This window comes from Clostridium sp., assembly GCF_021372645.1.
Classification (GTDB): Bacteria; Bacillota; Clostridia; order Clostridiales; family Clostridiaceae; genus Clostridium.
Genome location: NZ_JAJFUC010000017.1, coordinates 1 through 2,280 on the forward strand (window position 1 = coordinate 1; position 2,280 = coordinate 2,280).

Here is a 2,280-nt window from a genome sequence, read left to right on the forward strand (position 1 = left end):
TTAGTTGGGTATAACCTAACATTAATCGCCCTTTTCATCTTCTAATAACTCCTTAATCATTTTTTTGGCTTTATTTGCTCTCTTGCCTTGCAACCTACAACTAAAAACTGTAACAATGTTACTGTTTTTGAAGCCAAAGAAATGATTAATTTGCTCTTGTGAATAGTACCTGTACCCACTTTCTGCAACATGATGTGGTTTAAGCGTACCTTTTTTATCCCAATTTCTTAATGTTTGCTCTGTCTTACCTATAAGTTCTGCAAATTCTCCTATTGAATAATATTTCAAGTTAATCACTCTTTGAAATTATTATGCAATAAACTGTATTAAAAATAAATATATAGTTATAAATTTTTATAAACTTTTTTCAACTGTTGTCTGCCTCCAATTGTAAAATTATAATAACTACAATTTTTAGAATAAGCTAAATTTAATATCATTATAAAAAATGTTATTAATATTATCATACCATAAATAAGTACATGATAATATAGGAATTATATTATGAATTAATTCAATAAAGGTTTATTTGCAATATGATTACAAAAATCAAAAATTCTAATATTAATAGATATTACATAATTATAAAACGTGATAAGCACTAAATTTGTTTATACATATATAAAAATTTCATAGTGTGGTAGCTGGATTAAAGGGCAACTTAAATCCCATGATTAATGTTTTGTCATACAAATGTAGGGAAGTACAAGCTATCCTCCAAATTGTTCTAATTATATAAATTTAAAAGAATAAGTCTATATAATTACATATGTATTTACTACTATGATGGAAGTATTAAAAAGAATAATTAAAGATTCATTGTGATTTAATATATTCAGAGCAAGATATTTTAATTGTAATTCCTGTTTCATCAAATTTATAATTTGTACCAATGAGAGGGGCGTTTCTAGAAACTAGATTCATTCCTATAGAATAAATTGCATTTGTTTGCGTATGGAGATCTTCATTAACAGTACCTAGCATTATGCCCTGATCAATTAATTCTTTAGCCTTAGGTGAGCCATCAACTCCTACAACAGGAATATATTTTGATTTATAATCTTTGTTATATCCATATTTTTGTAATGCTTCAATAGCACCAATTGCCATATCATCATTATTAGAAATTATTGCCTCAGTTTTATCACCAAGAGTTAAAAATGCTGATTCAATTGTAATTTTTGCACAGTCTTCACGCCAATTACAAGCAGTTGATAAAAGTTCTTGAGTTTTTATGCCAGCTTCATTAAGTGCTTGAATAGAATATTTAGTTCTCGCAATTGTTGCTTCATTGTTAGATGGACCTTGTAGCATTACATATTGCATTATATTATCTTTATTTTTATCCATAGTTTCCTTATTAGCATTCCATGCATCAGCTAGGATTTTGCCTTCTAGAGTGCCACTAAGCTTAAGATATCCATTTATAATAATACCATTACCATAAGAACTAATAAAATTTGTCAGTGATCCAGTTGATCGGGGCAGAAAGATAATTAATGGAATGTTTGCCTGCATTACTTTATTAAGAGAATCTTTAATTTCTTGTGGTTTGCTACTGACTGGCTTTACCACAAAAAGGTCAAATCCCTTATTAAGTGCAGTAGAGATATTCTCATTTTGAATAATTTGATTACCTTTTGAATCAAAAAAAGTAAATTCCATTTTATTATTATTTTCTTTTTGAACATCTTCTAAGCTTTTTTTTACTTCAGAAATGAATAAATAGCTTAAATCATTTAAGAAGACTGCTGCCTTAACTGGTTTTTGAGAAGGAGTGCCTAAACTAGCATATGCAATATTTTTAATGCTATGCAGCAATACTATAGAAATCATAATAAAAGGTAAGACCCTTTTTAGTATTTTCATTTTAACTATCATTCCTTTCTATGTGTTCAAGTTAATCATCTATACCAATTGTTTTGATTAAAATATCTAGTGTTAATTTTTCCATTAGTATAAAATTTATTCTAATATTCAATAGTAACTTTGCTATCAATAAGAAACAAAAGTTTGTCACCAATAGATTTCAGACAAGCTTCTATTTTAAAATTCAATGCTGATTTATCATATAAGATTCTATAAGAATGTACAAGCAAAAATAAATAACAGATTGAAAAAATATCGCATTATTCATTGTGATATGCTCCCTTTAAGGTAGACAGATTAAAAAATAAAAATCCGTTACTTGAAAGGGAGTATTTTGATGTCTAAAAGATCTAGATATGCAGTGGATGAAAAGTATAAAATTTTAATGGATTATGAGAGTGGAGTTGGATC

General features: G+C 27.4%; 2 protein-coding genes. Both read right to left on the minus strand.

The window, feature by feature from the left end; genetic code table 11:
- Positions 1-21: 21 nt before the first annotated feature.
- A complete protein-coding gene (locus LLF98_RS03015; RefSeq protein WP_291700710.1) occupies positions 22-288 on the minus strand; it encodes a MerR family transcriptional regulator in 267 nt (88 codons plus the stop codon).
- A gap of 528 nt (positions 289-816) precedes the next feature.
- Positions 817-1,869, minus strand: a complete 1,053-nt coding sequence (locus LLF98_RS03020; protein WP_291700711.1) for a galactose ABC transporter substrate-binding protein — start codon at positions 1,867-1,869, stop codon at positions 817-819.
- Between the last annotated feature and the right edge of the window lie 411 nt (positions 1,870-2,280).